This window comes from Pseudomonas sp. NY15463 (assembly GCF_048068415.1).
GTDB classification, from domain to species: Bacteria; Pseudomonadota; Gammaproteobacteria; order Pseudomonadales; family Pseudomonadaceae; genus Aquipseudomonas; species Aquipseudomonas mosselii_C.
In genome coordinates this window covers 83,304-103,402 of the sequence record NZ_JBLUQD010000001.1, presented here as the reverse complement: position 1 = coordinate 103,402, position 20,099 = coordinate 83,304, and the positions used below count along the sequence as shown (strand labels likewise).

The window sequence follows — 20,099 nt, the reverse complement described above, 5'->3', positions numbered from 1 at the left end:
CGCAGTGGCGTGTGCAGGCCAATGCAGGTTTCCACCATAGACCCGCACCGCGCCGAGCACGCCTATTCACGCCCCAGGCTGTCAAGAAACCGCCCAACCGCTCGCCGGTCGTGCAGGCGCACCACCGGCACCTGCGGCCCCACGGCCTCACGTACCGCCTCGATGCCCGGGCGATAGGCCTTATCGAAGGTCCAGACGAACGTGAGAAACGTCAGAAACGCCCGGTCCAAGTGCTCCCGGCAGCCGTCCGGGCGATCCGCGCGCGGCCGGTCGAGCAGCGAGCGCAGCAGCACCCGCTGCATGCAAAGCCAACGTGGCATGTCCAACCAGATCACCAGGTCGGCGCGTGGCAAGCGCAGGTCGAAGGTACGCCGGGCATAATTGCCCTCGCACACCCAGGTCTGCCCCGCCACTGCTTCGCGCACTTGCTCGCGAAACGTATCAGCATCTGGCTCTACCCAGCCGGGCGACCAGAACAAACGATCCAGATGCACCACCGACAACCCCAACCGCGCGCCAATGGCCCGGGCCAGCGTCGACTTGCCGGCGCCTGCGTTGCCCAAAATCACGATCCGCTGCATGTGCGCTCCCTCGCGGCAAAAAAGCCGGCGATTCTAGCCGCACCGGCATGGCACTGCCACCGGTATACTCGCGCCCTTTGCCTCTGGACCCGCCCACCATGCGCCAAGCCCTGCTCATCGTCGACGTGCAATCCACCTTCAGCCCCTCGGAAAAGCTGGTAGATGGCATCCGCGTGCTGTCGGCGAAAATCCCCACCGTCGCCTCCCTGGAGCTGCACGACGAGTCGGTCACGCCCTTCCAGCGCCAGCTCGGCTGGCACCCGGCCGGTGACGATAGCGTGCTGGTGGAGGCCGACAAAGTGTTCGTCAAGCATGGCTACGGGCAAACCGCCGAGGCCCTGGCCTACCTCAAGGACCTGGGCGTCGAACGTGTGCTGGTGTGCGGGTTGCAGACCGAAACCTGCGTACTGGCCGCAGGGTTTGCGCTGTTCGATGCAGGCTTGGCCCCGACACTGGTCACCGACCTGACCCAAGGCTCGTCGCTGGACCGCTCAGGGCAACTGGGTATCACGCTGTGGCAGCACCACTTCGGCCAGGTCACGACCGCCGCGCAGGTGCTGGCCGAGCTGGATGGATGAGCCAGGCGAAATATTAATTAAATTTAAATTGAATTTAGACTAACTCCAACACACCCTCGTCTGCACGATCCACTGCCACGTAGACCGCGCATGCCCACCCCTACCCGCGAACCGCGCAAGGATGGCGAAGCCACCCGCAAGCGCATCCTCGACGCCGCCGGCGAGCTGTTTGCCGCCCACGGTTTCGCCGCGTCCAGCAACAAGGCCGTGGCCGCCCTGGCCGAGGTCGACCTGGCCTCGATCAACTACCACTTCGGCAGCCGCAACGGCCTGTACCTGGCGGTGCTGGACGAGGCACGCCGACGCTTTCTCGACATCACCCACCTGCAGCGCATCGTCCAGGCGCCACAGCCTGCCAGCGACAGGCTGCGCACGCTGATCGAACAGGTCCTGCACAAGGCTGCCAGTGGCCGCGAAGGCTGGCACCTGCGGGTGCTTGCCGCAGAACTGCTGACGCCCAGCAGCCAGGGCCAGGCGCCTCTGCAAGGCGCGGCGCCACAGAAGCTGGCCCTGCTCAAGGGGCTGTTCAGCGAAATCAGCGGCATTCCCGCCGACGATCCGGCATTGATCCGCTGCATCCTCTGCGTCACGGCGCCCTGGGCGATGCTGCTGATCGGCCCGCGTGGCGGTGGCGGCGCCGTGCAACAGATCCTCGGCATGCCCCATGCGCAGGTGTGCGAGCAACTGCACCGTTTCGCCCTCGCCGGCCTACAGGACGCGGGTCGCCATCATGCCCGACACTGATACAGGCCAGCCCATGCCCAATACCACCGCTACCCCCGTAGAGCACGATGCGCACCCACCGATCCCGCTGCTGCTCAGCGCCTTGCTGCTGGTGATGTTCCTCGCCGCCCTCGACCAGACCATCGTCTCCACCGCCCTGCCGACCATCGTCAGCGACCTGGGCGGCCTGCGCTGGCTGTCGTGGGTGGTCACCGCGTACCTGCTGGCGTCCACCGTGGTGGTGCCGCTGTATGGCAAGTTCGGCGACCTGTACGGCCGCAAGCGCGTATTGCAGGTGGCCATCGTGTTGTTCCTGGCCGGCTCGGTGCTGTGCGGCATGGCCCAGAACATGACCGAGCTGGTGCTGCTGCGCGCCCTTCAAGGGCTGGGCGGCGGCGGCCTGATGGTGGTGGCGATGGCGGCGGTGGGCGATGTCATCCCGCCGGCCGAGCGGGGCCGCTATCAGGGCCTGTTCGGCGGCGTGTTCGGCCTGGCCACGGTGATCGGCCCGTTGATCGGTGGGTTTCTGGTGGAACACCTGTCGTGGCGCTGGATCTTCTACATCAACCTGCCTTTGGGGCTGCTGGCGCTGCTGGTGATCGGCAGCGTGTTTCGCCCGCACGTGGCGCGGGTCAAGCATGCGATCGACTACTTCGGGGCGCTCTTCCTCACCCTGACCCTGTCTTGCGTGGTGTTGCTGATCAGCCTTGGCGGCAACCTGCTGCCCTGGGCCTCGTTGGATGTACTGTGCCTGGCGCTGCTCTGCCTGATCGGGCTGGCGGGCTTCATCTACGAGCAGCGTCGCGCCCTAGAGCCGATCATGCCACTGCACCTGTTTCGCCACCGCACTTTCGTGCTGGCTGGGCTGATCGGCTTCATCGTCGGCGTGTCGCTGTTCGGCGCGGTGACCTTCCTGCCGCTGTACCTGCAAGTGGTGAAAAACGCCACGCCAACCAGCGCTGGGCTACAGATGCTGCCGTTGATGGGCGGATTGCTGGTGGTGTCGACGATCTCCGGGAGGCTGATCAGCCGCTGGGGCCGCTACCGCGTGTTCCCGATCCTGGGCACCCTGCTACAAGCCGTCGCCCTGGCCCTGCTCAGCCGCCTCGACCTGGACACCCCGAGCGTGGTCATGAACCTGTACATGGGCCTGCTCGGCGCGGGCCTGGGCATGGTCATGCAGGTGCTGGTGCTGGCGGTGCAGAACAGTGTCGAGCCACGCCACATGGGCGTAGCCACCTCAGGGGCGACGCTGCTGCGCACCATTGGCGGGACCATCGGGGTATCGGTGTTCGGTGCGCTGTTCTCGCACACGCTGCTCACGCGCCTGGCAGACAGCTTGCCTGCCGGCAGCGTACCCGCCAGCCTGTCACCGTCCCAGGTGCACGCCCTGGCCGCGCCCCAGCAGCAGGCTTACCTGCAAGCCTTCGCCGAGGCGATGCACGGGGTTTTCCTGAGCGCCTGCGCCGTGACGTGCCTGGCCTTCGCCCTGAGCTGGCTGCTGCGCGAAGTGCCATTGCGCAAGGGGTCGCGCTGAAGAGCCCCAGGCGCGCGCCTGGGGCTGGCAGGCACGTCAGACTTCCCGGAAGCTTGCCGTCTGGATGCCCGGCATACCTTGCGCGGTACAGATCACCGAAATTTGCGGCTTGCCATTTTGTATCAACATATAGCGCTCGCCAACCTGAGGCCCATTCAGGGGTAGGCAGTTCGGGACGTCGTACAGGAACTGCCCGGTTTTAACATAGGGGTCACCGTTGGCAACCACGGTATCGAGTGAAGCGCTGTAGACTTGGGTCATATCGGATTCCTTCCTGTTCAGCTCAATTGAAGCAAACGCACCAAGCGCTTGCGGGGGTTAGAGTGAGCGTGTAGCAGCCAGGGTGTAAGTGTCGTTACCGTAACCTCGCCAAGGCCTCAACGATCAGCGGGGTATGGCCCTTCGCTGAAGGCGCTGATTGCAGGATCGTAATGCAGGCTGGTCCTGTTGGAGCCACCCAGCATCACCTCGCGATAGCGCCCAAGCTGCAGGTTCGAGGATGCCGCCAACGCGTCCCCGGCACTGTCTGCGGTTGGCACTACGGGCCTGAGGATCGACTTCGGCAGCACACTGCCGGCACTGATTCCACTGCCCACCAGCACCCAGACCTGCGCTGTCGTGCGGGCGATGATCTGGGTCTGGAACATTTGCAGAATAAAAAAGTTGGTCGGCGACGGCTGTGTCGGCTTGCCTTGCGCGCGATCGTAGATATACCCCGCCATGCCGACCGTCACCGGCAACGCGTTGCGTGACGCGTCGAAGTACACGCAGACATGTCCCTCGAACCCATCGCCATCGCCATTGATGCGTTGACCGTTGAAGCTGTAGATCTGCCCAGCCGCCACCTGCTGCGCCAAGCCAATCGCAATGACGCCCAGGGGTACCACCCGGCCATTGGCCACGTAAAGCTCGGCATCCAGCTCGAACAGCAGCGTGGTGCTGTCGGCTAACGGAGGATCCAGCGCCATCGCCACCACCACGGCATTGTCCTGCGATGCCGGCACCGGCAGCACGATCAGGATCTGCTGGTTGGCTTCGTAGAGGAACTGCCTGGCCCCATTGTCAAGGTACAAGGTCATCTGCAACGGCGCCGCCAGCACAGCCTGCACGCTCAGCACCACCCAGGCCAGCAGAGCGGCAGTCCATCGGACATAAGTCATCCGCTAAACCTCCTGCGCAAACGGAAAACACCCACATGCGCCCAGCGCATGTGGGTGTTCATTTCTTCAAGGTTGGTGCTCAACCGGCGGAGTTGATGATCACGCCGATGCTCGAGCCAGAACTCACTGGACTGACCGGTGCCGTGCCAGGCCGGTTAGTGATGGCGTAGGTGCTGGGCAGGATCTGCAGATCGTACTCGATGGTGCTGGCCGAGAACGAGAAAGTGCAGCCAGGCGCCGCCACATTGGCTTGCACGTTACCCGACTGCAGGTTCTGCTGGGCAGCCACCAGCAGAATGGTGTCCAGCGGCTTCATGACGATCGACCCCTGCGGATTGAGCGTGAACGCACAGAACGGCAGGTACTGGGCGCCTTGAGGCGTATTGACAAGACCTGCCAGGCCAACGGTCAGCGGCGGCGTGCCGGCAGGACGATTGTTGTAAAGGCCCAAACTGTCGGCTGGAACATTGCCAACGCCGCCGGAAACGAAGCTGCCATCGGCATTGAACGTCTGTGCGCTGCCCAGCGGCACCGCACTGGAGATGCTCTGCATCTGAATCGTGGTGTTGGCAGCGATGTTGGCCTGGGTGGTGATGTACAGTTTGTATAGCGGCTGATAGTCGATGTCCACCAAGCCGAACATGTTGCCGAACGGCACCGAGAACCAGGTTGGCACACCGCTGGTCAACTGGTTGGGCCCCACAGCCCCTTTGTAGCCCAACAGGTTATAGCCCTGTTGCTGCAACTGTGAGAGCACGGCCATATCGGCGGCCGAGGTGAAGTCGAATTCCATCGAGAACGTAGTCATTGTGTCACCTGTCGATCCTTAACACGTTTGGGTTAGCCAGCCGAAACCGACTGACGACGCAACCACCGGACGGCCCTCCCCACTCCCTGGCCCTTGCCGATGGCTCGATTGCCACTCTAGCCATGCAGCACCCAACGATTAAGTATCGTTACCGTAACGCTTACAGCCGCAGGCAAGGCCTGCCTTCATGGGGCGTATCCAGAAAATTCTGCAGTGCGCTGCAGATAGACGAGGCCATGGCCTCCTGATAGGTGATGGCCATATAGGCGGCGCCGTCGAACTGCTCCGACCAAGCCACGCAGCCGGTCTGTACCTCGATCAGCCGTACCGAAGCACGGATGCGCTCGGCATCGACATGTACACTGCCTTCCAGGCGATGGCCGAGGCTGTCGTCCGCCTGCCGCCGGGGCTCACGCTCGCCCGAGGGCTCCAGGATGATTCGTCGGCCAAGATTCTTGTACAGCAGATGGGTCAACTCCTCATGCAGGCCGAGGGCGAAATGCTCCCACTGACCGAACTGAGAGACGCATTTGAAGGGGCAGATGGAAAACGCGCTGGCGGGCACCGATGTACAACTTGTAGCCACTCGACGGCGAAACTGTGGCATGTAACAACCTAGCGGCACCTCGATTTCGATGCTGGCCAGACGCCCTGCGGCGCAGTAGTAACTCTTGAGTTTGGTTCGCAAGCGCCCCACCTGGACCCTTACCACCGGGTCCTCGCCTGGGCTGTAGCAACGGGGGTCACGATCAAATACAGCAATGCCAATGGCGTACTCGCTGGTGTCTCGCGGGCAATCGGCGATCGCCTGTTCGACCAAGTAATCAAGCAACCGACTCATGCGCGGTGACTTACAAAACGCTACGCTGGCCAGCAGCGCATCCTTGGCGGCTTTGACTTCTTCGACCGCAATACGGTCGCGCCCAACACACTGCATTTGTGCATCAGCCATGGCATGAATTTCCTCTGCGTCCTTACTGGGAAAACGCTGCGCATGCCGTGTGACTGAACGCGCTGCATCCTGAGTAGCTCGGCGACAGCCACACAGCGTCTCCCGTTGCCTCGGGTGAGCGCACTGGCGCTTGGCCATAGTTTACAACCCAGGGTAAGCGCCAAGGAGTAACGTTACCGTAGCCCCTGTGGACCCTTGCACAAGACGGGAAAGACCGCCCATCAGGCTCCACCGACCCAGCCCGCGTTGGGTAGGCTCAAGCCAGAGCCAGCGTCAATGCGTCGGGGCCTTGCGCCAGGCGCAACACACAGTAGCCAGCACGATCAACGCAGCACCCGCAGCCATGCGCAACGAAGGCTGCTCGTCGAACAGCAACGCCGCGCAGGCGATGGCGTAGACCGGCTCCAGGGCGATGATCATGCCTGCGGTGCGCGCCTCCAGGCCTTCGAGGCTTTTGACGAAGAGAAACTGGGAAAGCCCGGTGCAAAACACCCCCAGCAATGCCAGGTTGACCCAGTCAGGCGCACCCAGGCTGGTGCTACCCAGATGACTGAAGGCAAGGGGTGCAACCACCACAGCCACCACCACGTTTTGCCAGAACGACACCTGCATGGCATTCATACCTGCCGGGCGACGGCGGTTGGCCACTGCCAGCAGCGCGAACGACAGGCCTGAGGCCAATCCCCACAACAGGCCTACGGTGCCACTGTCGAGCAGGTCGAACGATGGCACCACCAGCACCAAACCGGTCGTGACCATGAGCAGCAGCGCGGACTCGACGACACCGATGCGTTCGCGGAACACGCTCAGGTCAATCAGTGCGATGAACGCCGGGAAGCTGGCGAAGCCCAGGGTGGCCACGGCCACACCGCCGACCTTGACGGCGACGAAGAAGGTCAGCCAATGGGCGGCCAGCAGGCCACCGGTCAGGGCCAGCACCGGGATATTGCGCCACTTCAACGCATCGAGCAGACGGGTGCCCTTGAGGCCGGCGACGAACCCCAGGGCGATGAAGGCAAAGGTGGCGCGACCAAAAGTGATCAGGCTGGCGTCGGCTTCGATCAGGTGACCGAGGATGCCGGTCAAGCCGAACAATACCGCGGCGATGTGGGCAGCGAGCAATGCGTTACGGTGGCCGCCCGACGAATCGGCGGCAGTGATGGAGGTAGCGATCATGGCAGTCAAGTCTCACAAAAGCGCGCAATCACGCCGTTGGCGGCCAGGTGCGTGCTGTTGGTATTTGGGCTTTGTAGTTATGTGTGCGTGCCGGTTGACCGGAGCACGGGGCGCCGCAGCGTTGGAATTGTGAGACGAGGCTGCTTACTCGTAAGTGTCGCGTCGGAGGCCCTTGGCGCAGGGTTGACCGATGAATCAATTATTCGGATTCGCGAGCAGAGCGAGCAGATTGCCGAAGACATGCGCTTGTCTGTTTGCGACGTCTGCAATGGCAGGACACGACAGTCAGGGTAAAGGCGCGGCAAACTTCGTAGGAGGAAGAGGCGATAGCGGCATAGCCCGCCTGCCTGAGTGATCCCACGCGGCACGGTGCAAAACGCCGAATGCAAAAAGGGCGACCCTTGCGGATCGCCCTTTCTGATGTTTGGTAGGCACAATTGGACTCGAACCAACGACCCCCACCATGTCAAGGTGGTGCTCTAACCAACTGAGCTATGTGCCTGTCGTGTGGGGCGCATTCTACAGATAGAGAAATCCCTGTCAACATTTTTTTTGAAGCTAAGCTACTGAATCTAAAAAATATTTAGCGGAATATAGACGGCAACCGAGGCGTAAAGGATTTTCACCGGACGACTAGCGGGTGTTTATTATTATTGATAGCATCGGTACATTCGTTAAAAATATAAAACACGAGGTTTCTCGAGCATGGCTAACACCCCCTACCCCCAGTCCTACTACGCCGCCTCGGCCAACCCGGTGCCGCCACGTCCGGCGCTGCAGGGTGAGGTGGAAACCGATGTGTGCATCATCGGTGCCGGCTACACCGGCCTGTCCAGCGCCCTGTTCCTGCTGGAGAACGGCTTCAAGGTGAGCATCGTCGAAGCCGCCAAGGTCGGCTTCGGCGCCTCGGGCCGCAACGGCGGGCAAATCGTCAACAGCTACAGCCGTGACATCGACGTCATCGAGCGCACTGTCGGCCCCAAGCAGGCTCAACTGCTGGGCCAGATGGCCTTCGAAGGTGGCCGCATCATTCGTGAGCGCGTGGCCAAGTACGACATCCAGTGCGACCTGAAAGACGGTGGCGTGTTCGCCGCGCTGACCAGCAAGCAGATGGGCCATCTGGAATCGCAAAAGCGCCTGTGGGAGCGCTTCGGCCACACTCAGCTGGAATTGATGGACCAGAAACGCATTCGTGAAGTGGTGGCCTGCGACACCTATGTCGGTGGCATGCTCGACATGAGCGGCGGCCACATCCATCCGCTCAACCTGGCCCTGGGCGAGGCGGCAGCGGTGGAGTCGCTGGGCGGCATCATCTATGAACAGACCCCGGCCGTTCGCATCGAGCGGGGCGCCAATCCGGTGGTACACACCCCTCAGGGCAAGGTTCGCGCCAAGTTCATCATCGTCGCCGGCAACGCGTACCTCGGCAACCTGGTGCCTGAGCTGGCCGCCAAGTCCATGCCCTGCGGCACCCAGGTGATCACCACCGAGCCGCTGGGCGAGGAACTGGCGCGCAGCCTGTTGCCACAGGACTACTGCGTAGAGGACTGCAACTACCTACTCGACTACTACCGCCTGACCGGTGACAAACGCCTGATCTTCGGCGGCGGCGTGGTGTACGGTGCGCGTGATCCGGCCAACATCGAAGCGATCATCCGCCCGAAGATGCTCAAGGCATTCCCGCAGCTCAAGGACGTGAAAATCGACTATGCCTGGACCGGCAACTTCCTGCTGACCTTGTCGCGCCTGCCGCAGGTTGGCCGCATTGGCGACAACATCTACTACTCGCAAGGCTGCTCAGGTCACGGCGTGACCTACACCCACCTGGCGGGCAAGGTCCTGGCCGAAGCCCTGCGTGGCCAGGCAGAACGTTTCGATGCCTTCGCCGGCCTGCCGCACTACCCCTTCCCGGGCGGGCAACTGCTGCGCGTGCCATTCAGCGCCATCGGCGCCTGGTACTACAGCCTGCGTGACCGCCTGGGCTTCTAAAAGGCCCATCCGGCAGAGTTGACTCGGGCCGCTTAGCAGCCCGAGTCTTTTGCCGCAATCACGGCCCCAGGCTGTTGACCGCCTGCTTGGCGGCAATCTCCTGCCCTGAACGGAAAAGCTCGTCGGCCGCCATCAACCAGCGCTGGCGATCCACCTGGGCAGGCAATTGGCGCGGCGACTGCACCAGCACCGCCCAGCTCCCCTCCTTCGCCCACGCCGAGGCAAAGTCACCGAACCCCATCAACTGGCGCCGGTGCATGCCGCTGCGCAACAACACGCGCTTCTTGTAGCGGTCGTAACCGATCAGCACCGCATAACGCGGCTCGCTCCACAAGATCGAACCTTCCTGGTAGCGCACCAGCACCGGGTAGCCTGCCGCCACCTGGGTAAACAGCGCGTCCAACTGCTTGTCCAGCGGGTACACCACCTTGCCGAACTGGCGGGCTACACGGGGAATCGCGGTGTCCAGTGAGTCGACAGCCTGAGGCAGCCCCAAGGACTGGTCGAGCAGACCCGGCGTGATCGGTGCGCCCTGCTGCGATAGCACGGCGGCCAGGGCCATGGCGCCACTGTGGTTGGCATTGCCGCGGTAGAACGGCACGCTGCTGAGTTCGGTGCGCTGGGGCTGGCCCTTGACCACTGGCGCGGGCGCACTGGCGCAGCCGCTCAACAAGGTAGCCAGCAGGCAGGCGGCCAGCAGGCGACGTGGACCGAAGACACAGGAGTTGGACGATGGTTGCAACATGGACACTCGCTTGTTCCGATGCCAGGCAGGCGACGCCCGGCCCTGGCGCCGATGATAGGACGCCAGGGCGCGCGGGTATAGCCCGGTGCAGACTTGCGACCAAACGATCCAAGCACTCGACCTTCGGTCAATGGAACGTCACAGGCCGCACGCTAGACTAAAGCTGTGTCAGAAGCGCGAGCCTGGCTCGCCGAAAAGAAGGAGGCACTATGAGCCTGACGATGGCAATCCTGATGCTGGTTGGCATGTGGTTGAGTGTCGCGACCGCCATGCTCTGGGGTGTGCTGCGTATCGTACGGCGGCATGCCCAGCCCCACCGCCCTGCTCCCAAAGCCGCACCGCGCCACGCTACGGCGCACTGAGCGAGCCACAGCACAGCGGGGCAAGCCCGCCCCCACGCTTCATGCAGCCGTGAGAACACGCTTGCCCCGCTGTGACTACCGTCAGATCAACCTTCGGCTGCTTCGCGCTTCAACCGCGCACGGCGCGCCATGATGTTAAGCACCTCGATAGCGGTCGAGAATGCCATGGCCGCATACACGTAGCCTTTCGGTACATGCGCGCCGAAGCCTTCGGCAATCAGGGTCATACCGATCATGATCAGGAAGCCCAGGGCCAACATGACCACGGTTGGGTTGTCGTTGATGAACTTGGCCAGCGGGTCGGCGGCCACCAGCATCACGATCACGGCACTGATCACAGCGATGATCATGATCGGCAGGTGTTCGGTCATGCCCACGGCGGTGATGATGCTGTCGATCGAGAACACGATGTCCAGCAACAGGATCTGGAAGATTGCCGCCGTGAAGCCGATGGTCACGGTGCTGCCCACCTTGGACTCTTCCTTGGCGCCATGCGGATCGACGCTTTCGTGGATCTCCTTGGTCGCCTTCCACAACAGGAACAGGCCACCGGCGATGAGGATCATGTCCTTCCACGAGAAGGCATGACCGAACACATCGATCACCGGCTCGGTCAACTGCACGATCCAGGCCACGGTGCTCAGCAGTGCCAGGCGCATTATCAAGGCCATGCTGATACCGATACGGCGGGCCTTGGAACGATAAGCCTCTGGCAGCTTGTTGGTAAGGATGGAGATGAAAATCAGGTTGTCGATACCCAGCACCACTTCCATGGCCACCAAGGTGGCGAGTGCGACCCAGGCGGTGGGGCTAGCGGCGAGTTCCAGCAAATATTCCATGGTTCAGTCCTGCTTCCGGTCAGATGTCCTGGGTGTCTTTCTTGTCGTCTTCGGCCTTGGCCTTGCCGTCGCTGCCGATGGCATCGTTCAGCGCCTGCTGAGCCGCTTCGTGAGTCTGGTCGATGGCCTGCTTGGCCGACTGCGCCGCCTGGTCGAGCATCTGCTGGGCGGACTTCTCGGCCTGGTCGCAGCCACTCATGGCGAACAGCGCCAGGGCCAGCACCAAAGGCGTGCCGATGGATTTGAGTTGTAGCATGGGGGCCTCGTTGGTCAATAACCGGGCGGCGCGGGGTGCGCTCGATAAGGCCGCATTCTAAAGAGGCTGAAACATCCATAAAATTCGTATTTTCAGCGTATATACTTCGGTTTTTACGAATCGGCAAAGACCATGCTCAATTACCGCCAGCTACATTACTTCTGGGCCGTGGCCAGAACCGGCAGCATTGCCCGCGCCAGCGAGCAACTGAACCTAACGCCGCAAACCATCAGCGGGCAGATCAGCCTGTTCGAGCAGACGTGGAACATAGAACTGTTCCAGCGCGTAGGCCGCCAACTGGAGCTGACTGAAACCGGGCGCCAGGCCCTGGGATACGCCGAGCAGATGTTCCAGATCGGTGGCGAGTTGGAAGCCATGCTGCGCGCCGGCCCCCAGGAGCAGATCCTGTTCCGCGTCGGGGTGGCGGACGTGGTGCCCAAATCCATCGTTTACCGGCTGCTGGCGCCGACCATGGAGCTGGAAGAGGTACTGCGTATCAACTGCCGCGAGGACAAGCTCGAACGCTTGCTGGCAGACCTGGCAATCCAGCGCCTGGACCTGGTGATCTCCGACAGCCCCATGCCCAGCCATCTGGACATCAAAGGCTACAGTCAAAAGCTCGGTGAATGCGGGCTGAGCTTCTTTGCCACATCGGCGCTGGCCGAGCGCCTGGCCAAACCCTTCCCGGCCTGCCTGGACGATACGCCGCTGCTGATTCCGGGGCAGGAAACCGTGCTGCGCAGTCGCCTGCTGCGCTGGCTGGCCGAACAGCAGGTGCAGCCGCGTATCGTCGGCGAATTCGACGACAGCGCCTTGATGCAGGCTTTTGGCCAGTCAGGCAGCGGTATCTTCGTGGCACCCAGCGTGATCGCCGAGGAGGTGTGCCAGCAGTACGGGGTTAGGCTGATCGGGCAGACCGAAGCGGTCAAGGAGTCGTTCTATGCCATTTCGGTGGAGCGCAAGGTCAAACATCCAGGGATCATGGCGATCACCGAAGGCGCGCGGCGGGAGCTGTTTCACTGGTGAAGGCGCAACCTAGGCCGGCGCCTGGCGCTCGGGTGCCAGGGGCGCGCCGCGCCCACAAAGCCAACCCGGCAACTGTGCTAGAGTCGCGCCCTTTAACGCAATAGAGATTGGCAGCACATGTCCCCCATCCTCCGTCTCGTCAACCGCACTGGGCTGGTGACGCAGATCTGCATCGGCCTGGTGGCCGGTATCGCCCTTGCTCTGCTCGCACCGAGCGTGGCCAGCGACCTCGGATTGCTCGGCAAGTTGTTCGTAAGCGCCTTGAAGGCAGTGGCGCCAGTATTGGTGTTCATCCTGGTGATGGCTTCGATCGGCAATCATCGGCACGGCCAGCAAACACATATCCGCCCGATTCTCTGGTTGTACCTGTTAGGCACCTTCGCCGCAGCAGTGGTCGCCGTGGTCGCCAGCCTGCTGTTCCCGTCGCAACTGGCGCTGCACACCAGCGAGGTGCAGCTCAGTGCACCAGGTGGTATCGGTGAGGTGTTGCAGAACCTGTTGCTGAGTGCGCTCGACAACCCGGTCAATGCCCTGATCAACGCCAACTTCATCGGTGTGCTGACCTGGGCCATCGGCTTGGGCATCGCCCTGCGCCATGCCAGCGAAACCACCCGCGGCGTGGTCGCAGACCTGTCCAACGGCGTGACGCTGATCGTGCGCGTGGTGATTCGCTTCGCCCCGCTGGGGATCTTTGGACTGGTCGGCTCGACCCTGGCGCAATCGGGGCTGCAAGCGCTGTTGGGCTACCTGCACCTGCTAGGGGTGCTGATCGGCTGCATGTTGTTCGTGGCGCTGGTGATGAACCCGTTGATCGTGTTCTGGAAAATTCGCCGCAACCCCTATCCGCTGACCCTCCTGTGCCTGCGCGAGAGTGGTATCACGGCGTTCTTCACCCGCAGCTCGGCCGCCAATATTCCGGTCAACCTGGCCTTGTCGGAAAAACTCGGTCTGCACGAGGACACCTATTCAGTGTCGATCCCGCTGGGTGCGACCATCAACATGGCCGGTGCGGCGATCACCATCACCGTGCTGACCCTAGCTGCCGTGCACACCCTGGGTATCACGGTGGATCTGCCGACAGCCGTGCTGCTCAGCCTGGTCTCGGCCGTCTGCGCCTGCGGCGCCTCAGGCGTGGCCGGAGGCTCGCTGCTGCTGATCCCGCTGGCTTGCAGCCTATTCGGTATTCCGAGCGAAATCGCCATGCAGGTGGTAGCGGTGGGCTTCATCATCGGCGTGCTGCAAGATTCGGCCGAAACGGCGCTGAACTCCTCGACCGACGTGCTGTTCACCGCAGCGGCGTGCGAGCGCATGGCACCGCGTAGCGCCTGATAGCCCGGTCGCGGGGCAAGCCTGATACCGCGCTTGCCCCGCGAAGGCGCTTTACCTAGGCTAGTGGCCTTTTCCTCGCAATGAGACAGGGCCATGTCAGAACACGAAACCATCGGCGAAGGCCGTTTCAGCAGCATCGAGATCCGTGTGCTCGGTTCGCTGATCGAGAAACAAGCCACCAGCCCAGAAACCTATCCCCTGACTCTCAATGCCCTGGTTCTGGCCTGCAACCAGAAGACCAGCCGCGAGCCGGTGATGAACCTCTCCCCAGGCCAGGTCGGCCAGGCCCTGCGCGCCCTCGAAGGGCAGGATATGACGCGCTTGCAGATGGGCAGCCGCGCCGACCGCTGGGAACAGCGGGTGGACAAGGCCTTGGAACTGGTGCCGGCGCAACTGGTGCTGATGGGCCTGATGTTCCTGCGCGGGCCACAGACGCTGAACGAGTTGCTGACCCGCAGCAACCGCCTGCACGACTTCGATGACACCGAGCAGATCCAGCACCAGCTCGAGCGCCTGATTTCCCGTGGCCTGGCCCTGCACCTGCCACGCCAGCCCGGCCAGCGCGAAGACCGTTACACCCACGCGTTGGGCGATCCCGCCGAGATCGAGGCGATACTTGCTGCACGCCAGCACGAAGGCGTCACCCGCAGCGCAGGTGGTGCGGTGTCGGAGGAACGCATCGAAGCGCTGGAAGCGCGGATCGCCGCGCTGGAGGCACGTCTGGCCCAGCTGGAGGGCTGAATCAGGGCTGTTCGACGTCGGGGAAGTTGCGGCAGCTCTTACGTTCGGCCAACTCCCGTTCGCTGGGACGCTGGTCAACGAACACAGTATGGCCGTCGGCGTAGATTTCCAGATAACCCCAGTGCAGGTCCTGCTCTTTCTGCCCGGGCTGGGGTGGTACGAGCCACCAGGGTTCGCGGCTGATCAGGGTCATGCGGAGGATTCCTCAAGGGTCTAGCGTAAGCATAGACACCTTCAGGTCAGGCTTTGCTTGAGCGGGCCTCTTCGCCGCTGACGCCACGAAGAGGCCCGAGCAGGCTTACGCCGGTGCCGAGGTCCGGATCAGGTGATCGAACGCCGCCAGCGACGCCTTGGCCCCCTCGCCAACGGCGATGACGATCTGCTTGTACGGCACCGTGGTCACGTCACCCGCAGCGAACACGCCTGGGAGGTTGGTCTGGCCCTTGGCATCGACGATGATCTCGCCACGAGGCGACAGCTCGACGGTGCCTTTGAGCCAGTCGGTGTTCGGCAGCAGGCCGATCTGCACGAAGATGCCTTCGAGCGCCAGTTCGTGTTGCTCATCGGTGGCGCGGTCCTGGTAGCGCAGGCCACTGACCTTCTCGCCATTGCCGATCACTTCAGTGGTCAGCGCACGGGTGATCACCTTGACGTTCGGCAAACTGTGCAGCTTACGTTGCAGTACAGCGTCGGCGCGCAGTTGGCTGTCGAACTCGATAAGCGTCACATGCGCGACGATACCGGCCAGGTCAATGGCCGCTTCCACACCCGAGTTACCGCCACCGATCACCGCCACGCGCTTGCCCTTGAACAGCGGGCCGTCGCAGTGCGGGCAGTAGGCGACACCACGACCACGGTACTCCTGCTCGCCGGGTACGTTCATTTCGCGCCAACGGGCGCCCGTGGCGAGGATCACGGTCTTAGCCTTGAGCGAGGCCCCACCGGCCAGACGTACTTCGTGCAAGCCGCCCTCGGCAGCCGGGATCAGCGCTTCACCGCGCTGTAGATTCATGATGTCGACGTCGTACTGCTTGACGTGCTCCTCCAGGGCCGTGGCCAACTTCGGTCCCTCGGTTTCCTGCACCGAAACGAAGTTCTCGATAGCCAGGGTATCGAGCACCTGGCCACCGAAACGCTCCGCAGCAACACCCGTGCGGATGCCTTTACGCGCCGCGTAGATGGCCGCCGAAGCACCGGCCGGGCCGCCACCGACCACCAACACGTCGAAGGCATCCTTGGCATTGATTTTCTCGGCCTGGCGAGCCCCGGCGCTGGTGTCGATCTTGCCAAGGATCTCTTCCAGGCCCATGCGGCCCTGGCCGAATACTTCGCCGTTCAGGTAGATGCTCGGCACTGCCATGATCTTGCGGCTTTCGACTTCTTCCTGGAACAGCGCACCATCAATGGCCACGTGACGCACATTGGGATTGAGCACCGCCATCAGGTTCAACGCCTGGACCACGTCCGGGCAGTTCTGGCACGACAGCGAGAAGTAGGTTTCGAAGTTGAACTCACCCTGCAACCCTTGGATCTGCTCGATCACCTCGCGGCTGGCCTTGGACGGATGGCCGCCGACTTGCAGCAGCGCCAGCACCAGGGAGGTGAATTCGTGGCCCATGGGAATGCCGGCAAAGCGCAGGCTGATGCTTTCACCCGGGCGGTTCAGCGAGAACGAAGGGCGACGTGCGTCGGTGCCGTCCGCACTGAAGGTAATGAGGTTCGACAGGCCGGCGATTTCCACCAGCAGGTCGTGCAATTCGCGGGACTTCGCGCCGTCGTCGAGGGAGGCAACGATCTCGATCGGCTGGGTGACCCGCTCCAGGTAGGTTTTCAGTTGCGATTTAAGCGTGGCGTCCAACATACGGGCGATTCCTTTTTTCAAAACTCGGATACAAAAACGCCCAGGCGATAGCACCCGGGCGTTTGACGGGGCGGTCAGTGCTTCAGCTTTGGCGGCTGCTCACCGCCCGCGACAGGCTCATCGGCTTAGATCTTGCCGACCAGGTCCAGCGATGGCGCCAGGGTAGCTTCGCCTTCTTTCCACTTGGCCGGGCAGACTTCGCCTGGGTGAGCGGCAACGTACTGGGCAGCCTTGACCTTGCGCAGCAGCTCGGCTGCATCGCGGCCAACACCGCCGTCATTGAGTTCGACGATCTTGATCTGACCTTCCGGGTTGATCACGAAGGTACCGCGATCGGCCAGGCCAGCTTCTTCGATCAGCACGTCGAAGTTGCGCGAGATCACGTGGGTCGGGTCGCCGATCAGCGGATACTGGATCTTGCCGATGGTGTCCGAGGTGTCGTGCCAGGCTTTGTGGGTGAAGTGGGTGTCGGTCGACACACCGTAGATTTCCACACCCAGCTTCTGGAACTCGGCATAGTTGTCAGCCAGGTCACCCAGCTCGGTCGGGCACACGAAGGTGAAGTCAGCTGGGTAGAAGAACACTACCGACCACTTGCCTTTCAGGTCGGCTTCGCTGACCTGGACGAACTCGCCCTTGTGGTAGGCGGTGGCGTTGAACGGTTTGACTTGGCTGTTGATGATTGGCATGAGAGACACTCCTTCATGGGGTTGGAATCAGTTGATGGAGTGAATCCTACCGACTGATGCCGATGAAGGCTCATTGGTAAAGCTCATGCTGCTGATTGGTTTTGGCTATAAGGCAGGATTATTAATAGAAGGATTGTTGCTGAGCAAAGGCTTGTGCGGACACGTCATGTCGCCCGCGAAGCAGGTGACGCGGTGGATGGCACCGGCTATGCCGGTGTTCGCGGCACAAGGCCGCTCCTACACACGGGCAGCGCTGGATTCAGGTGTTGCACAATCCTGTGGGAGCGGGTTCACCGGAGTGCCGGACCACCGCGAAGCAGGCGACGCGGTGGATGGCACCGGCTGCGCCGGTGTTCGCGGCACAAGGCCGCTCCTACACAGGGGGCAGCGCTGGATTCAGGCATTGCACAGTCCTGTGGGAGCGGCGCTATCAGCGTGTCACGCTGCGCATGGTGACGAACTCTTCAGCAGCAGTCGGGTGCACGCCGATGGTCTCGTCGAACTGCTGCTTGGTCGCCCCGGCCTTGAGCGCGATACCCAGGCCCTGGACGATCTCGCCAGCATCTGGCCCGACCATGTGGCAGCCCAGCACCTTGTCGGTCTCGGCATCCACCACCAGCTTCATCAGGGTCTTCTCCTGGATGTCGGTGAGGGACAACTTCATGGCTCGGAAGCGGCTCTCGAAGATCTGTACCTTGTGCCCGGCTTCCAGCGCCTGCTCCTCGGTCAGGCCCACGGTGCCGATTGGCGGCTGGCTGAACACCGCAGTGGGGATGTTGCGGTAGTCCACCGGGCGGTACTGCTCAGGCTTGAACAGGCGGCGGGCCACGGCCATACCCTCAGCCAGCGCAACCGGGGTCAGTTGCACTCGACCGATCACATCGCCAATGGCCAGGATCGACGGCGCGGTGGTCTGGTACTGCTCATCCACGCGAATGTAGCCGCGCTCATCCAGCTCCACGCCTGTGTTCTCAAGGCCTAGGTTATCCAGCATCGGGCGGCGCCCAGTGGCGTAGAACACGCAATCGGCGACCAGCTCGCGGCCATCCTTGAGGGTGGCCTTGAGGCTGCCATCCTCAAGCTTGTCGATGCGCTGGATATCAGCGTTGAATTGCAGGTTCAGGCCGCGCTTTTCCAGCTCTTCTTTCAGGTGCGTGCGCACCGAGCCGTCGAAGCCGCGCAGGAACAGATCACCCCGGTACAGCAGCGTGGTGTCGGCGCCCAGACCCTGGAAGATCCCGGCGAACTCCACGGCGATGTAGCCCCCGCCCACGACCAGCACGCGACGCGGCAGTTGCTTGAGGTAGAACGCCTCGTTGGAGGTGATGGCCAGCTCCTTGCCCGGGATGTCCGGCACTTGCGGCCAGCCACCGGTGGCGATGAGGATGTTGGCCGCGCTGTAGCGCTGGCCCTCGACTTCCACTTCGTTGGCGCCGGTAATGCGGGCATGGCCCTGCAACAGGGTAACGCCGCTATTGACCAGCAAGTTGCGGTAGATGCCGTTGAGGCGCTCGATCTCACGGTTCTTGTTGGCGATCAACGTGCCCCAGTCGAAATGCCCCTCTTCCAGGGTCCAACCGAAGCCTGCGGCCTGTTCCAGCTCGTCGGCCACGTGTGCAGCGTAGACCATCAATTTCTTGGGCACACACCCCACGTTGACGCAGGTGCCCCCCAGATAGCGGCTTTCAGCCACCGCCACCTTGGCGCCGAAGCCTGCGGCGAAGCGCGCCGCACGTACACCGCCAGAACCGGCGCCAATCACGAACAGATCAAAATCGTAAGCCATGCGTTGAGTCTCCTAGGCAGGCGCCCAGCATAGCGCCGTTGGCCGCCGCAAACAAAAAAGCCACCCCGAGGGGTGGCTCCGTGACTTGCCAGGCTCGATCAGTAAGCCTTGCCAGTCTTGTAGAAGTTCTCGAAGCAGAAGTTGGTCGCCTCGATGTAGCCTTCGGCGCCACCGCAGTCGAAACGACGGCCCTTGAACTTGTAGGCGATCACGTTGCCTTCAGCGGCTTGCTTCATCAGCGCGTCGGTGATCTGGATTTCGCCGCCTTTACCCGGTTCGGTCTGCTCGATCTTCTCGAAGATGTCAGGGGTCAGGATATAGCGACCGATGATCGCCAGGTTGGACGGGGCGTCTTCTGGCTTGGGCTTCTCGACCATCGAGTCAACGCGGAAGATGCCGTCCTTGATCTCTTCACCGGCAATGACGCCGTACTTGTTGGTTTCTTGCGGATCGACTTCCTGAATGGCGACGATCGAGCAGCGGTACTTCTTGTACAGCGCGACCATTTGCGCGAGCACGCCGTCACCGTCGAGGTTGACGCATAGGTCGTCCGCCAGCACTACCGCGAACGGTTCGTCGCCAATCAGTGGGCGGCCAGTCAGGATCGCATGGCCCAGGCCTTTCATCTCGGTTTGGCGGGTGTAGGCGAAGGAGCACTCGTCAAGCAGGCGACGGATGCCGACCAGGTATTTCTCCTTGTCGGTGCCCTTGATCTGGTTTTCCAGCTCGTAGCTGATGTCGAAGTGGTCTTCAAGGGCACGCTTGCCGCGACCGGTGACGATGGAGATCTCGTTCAGGCCGGCGGCCAATGCCTCTTCAACGCCATACTGGATCAGTGGCTTGTTGACCACCGGCAGCATTTCCTTGGGCATGGCTTTGGTAGCAGGCAGGAAGCGGGTGCCGTAACCGGCGGCCGGGAACAAGCATTTCTTGATCATATACGTCCTTTAACGAAGGGCTT

At 62.5% G+C, this 20,099-nt stretch carries 22 protein-coding genes and 1 tRNA gene; 8 read left to right on the top strand and 15 right to left on the bottom strand.

Annotation, left to right across the window (positions count from 1 at the left end):
* Nucleotides 1-62 precede the first annotated feature (62 nt).
* Nucleotides 63-581, bottom strand: a complete 519-nt coding sequence (locus ACNFIC_RS00500; RefSeq protein ID WP_138217284.1) for an AAA family ATPase — start codon at nucleotides 579-581, stop codon at nucleotides 63-65.
* 98 nt (nucleotides 582-679) lie between these two features.
* Between ACNFIC_RS00500 and ACNFIC_RS00495 the strand changes: the two genes are divergently transcribed.
* The 3 genes from ACNFIC_RS00495 (at nucleotide 680) to ACNFIC_RS00485 (ending at nucleotide 3,419) form a co-directional block, all read left to right on the top strand.
* Complete coding sequence (locus tag ACNFIC_RS00495; protein WP_138217283.1) at nucleotides 680-1,159, top strand: cysteine hydrolase family protein; 480 nt, start codon at nucleotides 680-682, stop codon at nucleotides 1,157-1,159.
* A 90-nt stretch (nucleotides 1,160-1,249) separates the two neighbouring features.
* The gene (locus ACNFIC_RS00490; RefSeq protein ID WP_416779242.1) at nucleotides 1,250-1,903 is read left to right on the top strand and encodes a TetR/AcrR family transcriptional regulator; all 654 of its coding nucleotides are present in this window, start codon (nucleotides 1,250-1,252) and stop codon (nucleotides 1,901-1,903) included.
* Entirely contained in the window at nucleotides 1,890-3,419 is a 1,530-nt protein-coding gene (locus ACNFIC_RS00485; protein WP_416779240.1) for an MDR family MFS transporter, read from the top strand. Before ACNFIC_RS00490 ends, ACNFIC_RS00485 begins: the two co-directional genes overlap by 14 nt.
* A 36-nt stretch (nucleotides 3,420-3,455) precedes the next feature.
* On the opposite strand, the gene ACNFIC_RS00480 is transcribed toward ACNFIC_RS00485, so the two are convergent.
* From ACNFIC_RS00480 to ACNFIC_RS00455, 6 genes are all read right to left on the bottom strand, one after another.
* The gene (locus tag ACNFIC_RS00480; RefSeq protein WP_138217281.1) at nucleotides 3,456-3,680 is read right to left on the bottom strand and encodes a hypothetical protein; all 225 of its coding nucleotides are present in this window, start codon (nucleotides 3,678-3,680) and stop codon (nucleotides 3,456-3,458) included.
* A 116-nt stretch (nucleotides 3,681-3,796) separates the two neighbouring features.
* Nucleotides 3,797-4,579: a hypothetical protein gene (locus ACNFIC_RS00475; protein WP_416779239.1), complete on the bottom strand. Its 783-nt coding sequence runs from the start codon at nucleotides 4,577-4,579 to the stop codon at nucleotides 3,797-3,799.
* A 79-nt stretch (nucleotides 4,580-4,658) separates the two neighbouring features.
* Nucleotides 4,659-5,387: a hypothetical protein gene (locus ACNFIC_RS00470; protein WP_416779237.1), complete on the bottom strand. Its 729-nt coding sequence runs from the start codon at nucleotides 5,385-5,387 to the stop codon at nucleotides 4,659-4,661.
* Between the two features lie 160 nt (nucleotides 5,388-5,547).
* Entirely contained in the window at nucleotides 5,548-6,339 is a 792-nt protein-coding gene (locus tag ACNFIC_RS00465; RefSeq protein WP_138217278.1) for a hypothetical protein, read from the bottom strand.
* 273 nt (nucleotides 6,340-6,612) lie between these two features.
* The gene (locus tag ACNFIC_RS00460; RefSeq protein ID WP_138217277.1) at nucleotides 6,613-7,515 is read right to left on the bottom strand and encodes a DMT family transporter; all 903 of its coding nucleotides are present in this window, start codon (nucleotides 7,513-7,515) and stop codon (nucleotides 6,613-6,615) included.
* Nucleotides 7,516-7,940: 425 nt separating this feature from the next.
* Nucleotides 7,941-8,017, bottom strand: a tRNA-Val gene (locus tag ACNFIC_RS00455).
* Between the two features lie 203 nt (nucleotides 8,018-8,220).
* On the opposite strand from ACNFIC_RS00455, the gene ACNFIC_RS00450 reads away from it, so the two are divergent.
* Nucleotides 8,221-9,504 (top strand): NAD(P)/FAD-dependent oxidoreductase, encoded by a 1,284-nt coding sequence (locus ACNFIC_RS00450; RefSeq protein ID WP_138217276.1) that lies wholly within the window; start codon nucleotides 8,221-8,223, stop codon nucleotides 9,502-9,504.
* A 58-nt stretch (nucleotides 9,505-9,562) separates the two neighbouring features.
* On the opposite strand, the gene ACNFIC_RS00445 is transcribed toward ACNFIC_RS00450, so the two are convergent.
* The gene (locus ACNFIC_RS00445; protein WP_416779234.1) at nucleotides 9,563-10,249 is read right to left on the bottom strand and encodes a peptidase C39 family protein; all 687 of its coding nucleotides are present in this window, start codon (nucleotides 10,247-10,249) and stop codon (nucleotides 9,563-9,565) included.
* Between the two features lie 209 nt (nucleotides 10,250-10,458).
* On the opposite strand from ACNFIC_RS00445, the gene ACNFIC_RS00440 reads away from it, so the two are divergent.
* Nucleotides 10,459-10,611 carry a hypothetical protein gene (locus tag ACNFIC_RS00440; protein ID WP_171030877.1) on the top strand — a complete coding sequence of 51 codons (153 nt, stop codon included), beginning with the start codon at nucleotides 10,459-10,461 and terminating at the stop codon, nucleotides 10,609-10,611.
* A gap of 86 nt (nucleotides 10,612-10,697) precedes the next feature.
* On the opposite strand, the gene ACNFIC_RS00435 is transcribed toward ACNFIC_RS00440, so the two are convergent.
* Together ACNFIC_RS00435 and ACNFIC_RS00430 are read right to left on the bottom strand one after the other, a co-directional pair.
* The gene (locus ACNFIC_RS00435; protein ID WP_138217274.1) at nucleotides 10,698-11,450 is read right to left on the bottom strand and encodes a TerC family protein; all 753 of its coding nucleotides are present in this window, start codon (nucleotides 11,448-11,450) and stop codon (nucleotides 10,698-10,700) included.
* 19 nt (nucleotides 11,451-11,469) lie between these two features.
* On the bottom strand, nucleotides 11,470-11,706 hold the full coding sequence (locus ACNFIC_RS00430) for a hypothetical protein (protein ID WP_138217273.1): 237 nt from the start codon (nucleotides 11,704-11,706) through the stop codon (nucleotides 11,470-11,472).
* Between the two features lie 132 nt (nucleotides 11,707-11,838).
* On the opposite strand from ACNFIC_RS00430, the gene nhaR reads away from it, so the two are divergent.
* The 3 genes from nhaR to ACNFIC_RS00415 all read left to right on the top strand — a co-directional run bounded on the left by nhaR (nucleotide 11,839) and on the right by ACNFIC_RS00415 (nucleotide 14,802).
* Complete coding sequence (nhaR, locus tag ACNFIC_RS00425) at nucleotides 11,839-12,732, top strand: transcriptional activator NhaR (protein WP_416779231.1); 894 nt, start codon at nucleotides 11,839-11,841, stop codon at nucleotides 12,730-12,732.
* Between the two features lie 117 nt (nucleotides 12,733-12,849).
* Nucleotides 12,850-14,061 carry a serine/threonine transporter SstT gene (sstT, locus tag ACNFIC_RS00420; protein ID WP_138217271.1) on the top strand — a complete coding sequence of 404 codons (1,212 nt, stop codon included), beginning with the start codon at nucleotides 12,850-12,852 and terminating at the stop codon, nucleotides 14,059-14,061.
* A 93-nt stretch (nucleotides 14,062-14,154) separates the two neighbouring features.
* Nucleotides 14,155-14,802, top strand: a complete 648-nt coding sequence (locus ACNFIC_RS00415) for a YceH family protein (RefSeq protein WP_138217270.1) — start codon at nucleotides 14,155-14,157, stop codon at nucleotides 14,800-14,802.
* 1 nt (nucleotide 14,803) lies between these two features.
* On the opposite strand, the gene ACNFIC_RS00410 is transcribed toward ACNFIC_RS00415, so the two are convergent.
* The 5 genes from ACNFIC_RS00410 to galU form a co-directional block, all read right to left on the bottom strand.
* On the bottom strand, nucleotides 14,804-14,995 hold the full coding sequence (locus ACNFIC_RS00410) for a hypothetical protein (RefSeq protein WP_138217269.1): 192 nt from the start codon (nucleotides 14,993-14,995) through the stop codon (nucleotides 14,804-14,806).
* A gap of 105 nt (nucleotides 14,996-15,100) precedes the next feature.
* Nucleotides 15,101-16,663, bottom strand: coding sequence for an alkyl hydroperoxide reductase subunit F (gene ahpF / locus ACNFIC_RS00405; RefSeq protein WP_416779229.1), 1,563 nt, complete (start codon nucleotides 16,661-16,663; stop codon nucleotides 15,101-15,103).
* A gap of 125 nt (nucleotides 16,664-16,788) precedes the next feature.
* On the bottom strand, nucleotides 16,789-17,352 hold the full coding sequence (gene ahpC, locus ACNFIC_RS00400; RefSeq protein ID WP_004375926.1) for an alkyl hydroperoxide reductase subunit C: 564 nt from the start codon (nucleotides 17,350-17,352) through the stop codon (nucleotides 16,789-16,791).
* Between the two features lie 430 nt (nucleotides 17,353-17,782).
* Nucleotides 17,783-19,138: a glutathione-disulfide reductase gene (gorA, locus tag ACNFIC_RS00395; RefSeq protein ID WP_416779227.1), complete on the bottom strand. Its 1,356-nt coding sequence runs from the start codon at nucleotides 19,136-19,138 to the stop codon at nucleotides 17,783-17,785.
* A 98-nt stretch (nucleotides 19,139-19,236) separates the two neighbouring features.
* Nucleotides 19,237-20,076, bottom strand: a complete 840-nt coding sequence (gene galU / locus ACNFIC_RS00390) for a UTP--glucose-1-phosphate uridylyltransferase GalU (RefSeq protein WP_138217266.1) — start codon at nucleotides 20,074-20,076, stop codon at nucleotides 19,237-19,239.
* Nucleotides 20,077-20,099: the final 23 nt, after the last annotated feature.

Coding starts and splice junctions, on each gene's coding strand:
- ACNFIC_RS00500 (WP_138217284.1), bottom strand. CDS start 581: ATGCAGCGGATCGTGATTTTGGGCAACGCAGGCGCCGGCAAGTCGACG.
- ACNFIC_RS00495 (WP_138217283.1), top strand. CDS start 680: ATGCGCCAAGCCCTGCTCATCGTCGACGTGCAATCCACCTTCAGCCCC.
- ACNFIC_RS00490 (WP_416779242.1), top strand. CDS start 1,250: ATGCCCACCCCTACCCGCGAACCGCGCAAGGATGGCGAAGCCACCCGC.
- ACNFIC_RS00485 (WP_416779240.1), top strand. CDS start 1,890: ATGCCCGACACTGATACAGGCCAGCCCATGCCCAATACCACCGCTACC.
- ACNFIC_RS00480 (WP_138217281.1), bottom strand. CDS start 3,680: ATGACCCAAGTCTACAGCGCTTCACTCGATACCGTGGTTGCCAACGGT.
- ACNFIC_RS00475 (WP_416779239.1), bottom strand. CDS start 4,579: ATGACTTATGTCCGATGGACTGCCGCTCTGCTGGCCTGGGTGGTGCTG.
- ACNFIC_RS00470 (WP_416779237.1), bottom strand. CDS start 5,387: ATGACTACGTTCTCGATGGAATTCGACTTCACCTCGGCCGCCGATATG.
- ACNFIC_RS00465 (WP_138217278.1), bottom strand. CDS start 6,339: ATGGCTGATGCACAAATGCAGTGTGTTGGGCGCGACCGTATTGCGGTC.
- ACNFIC_RS00460 (WP_138217277.1), bottom strand. CDS start 7,515: ATGATCGCTACCTCCATCACTGCCGCCGATTCGTCGGGCGGCCACCGT.
- ACNFIC_RS00450 (WP_138217276.1), top strand. CDS start 8,221: ATGGCTAACACCCCCTACCCCCAGTCCTACTACGCCGCCTCGGCCAAC.
- ACNFIC_RS00445 (WP_416779234.1), bottom strand. CDS start 10,249: ATGTTGCAACCATCGTCCAACTCCTGTGTCTTCGGTCCACGTCGCCTG.
- ACNFIC_RS00440 (WP_171030877.1), top strand. CDS start 10,459: ATGAGCCTGACGATGGCAATCCTGATGCTGGTTGGCATGTGGTTGAGT.
- ACNFIC_RS00435 (WP_138217274.1), bottom strand. CDS start 11,450: ATGGAATATTTGCTGGAACTCGCCGCTAGCCCCACCGCCTGGGTCGCA.
- ACNFIC_RS00430 (WP_138217273.1), bottom strand. CDS start 11,706: ATGCTACAACTCAAATCCATCGGCACGCCTTTGGTGCTGGCCCTGGCG.
- nhaR (WP_416779231.1), top strand. CDS start 11,839: ATGCTCAATTACCGCCAGCTACATTACTTCTGGGCCGTGGCCAGAACC.
- sstT (WP_138217271.1), top strand. CDS start 12,850: ATGTCCCCCATCCTCCGTCTCGTCAACCGCACTGGGCTGGTGACGCAG.
- ACNFIC_RS00415 (WP_138217270.1), top strand. CDS start 14,155: ATGTCAGAACACGAAACCATCGGCGAAGGCCGTTTCAGCAGCATCGAG.
- ACNFIC_RS00410 (WP_138217269.1), bottom strand. CDS start 14,995: ATGACCCTGATCAGCCGCGAACCCTGGTGGCTCGTACCACCCCAGCCC.
- ahpF (WP_416779229.1), bottom strand. CDS start 16,663: ATGTTGGACGCCACGCTTAAATCGCAACTGAAAACCTACCTGGAGCGG.
- ahpC (WP_004375926.1), bottom strand. CDS start 17,352: ATGCCAATCATCAACAGCCAAGTCAAACCGTTCAACGCCACCGCCTAC.
- gorA (WP_416779227.1), bottom strand. CDS start 19,138: ATGGCTTACGATTTTGATCTGTTCGTGATTGGCGCCGGTTCTGGCGGT.
- galU (WP_138217266.1), bottom strand. CDS start 20,076: ATGATCAAGAAATGCTTGTTCCCGGCCGCCGGTTACGGCACCCGCTTC.